Source organism: Marinobacter sp. BW6 (genome assembly GCF_008107725.1).
Lineage (GTDB): Bacteria > Pseudomonadota > Gammaproteobacteria > Pseudomonadales > Oleiphilaceae > Marinobacter.
In genome coordinates this window covers 1-467 of the sequence record NZ_VIRN01000065.1, presented here as the reverse complement: position 1 = coordinate 467, position 467 = coordinate 1, and the positions used below count along the sequence as shown (strand labels likewise).

General features: G+C 66.8%; 1 protein-coding gene. It reads left to right on the top strand.

All coding sequences use genetic code 11. From position 1 onward, the window contains the following. Positions 1-467, top strand: a 467-nt coding sequence (locus FMN52_RS16830; RefSeq protein ID WP_148609782.1) for a type II glyceraldehyde-3-phosphate dehydrogenase, incomplete at both ends; no start/stop codon positions are given.

The following is a 467-nucleotide window of genomic DNA, read 5'->3' as shown; positions in this document are numbered from 1 at the left end:
ATACGGTGTGATCGGCAAGCGGGTGGCGGATGCGATCGCACTCCAGGAGGACATGGCGCTGGCCGGCGTCGCGGACGTGGTGCACGACTATCGCCTGCAGGTGGCCGCGCAGCGCGCTTTCCCGATTTACGCGGCGACCGCTGAAGCCGCACAATCGATGCGTGCTGCGGGGCTTCCTGTCGCGGGCGATCTGGCCGACCTGCTCGCCAACGCGGACGTCGTGGTCGATTGCACACCCAAGAAAGTCGCCGCGGTCAACAAGAGGGCGTACGACGCTGCCGGTGTGAAGTCCATCTTCCATGGCGGCGAGTCCCACGCGTTGACCGGTCATTCGTTCGTCGCGCAGGAGAACTACGCAACCGCGATCGGCCGCACCTCCACCCGGGTGGTGTCCTGCAACACGACGTCGATCGTGCGCACCCTGGGGGCGCTTCGGACAGCGGGCCTGCTCAAGCGAGCCCACGAGA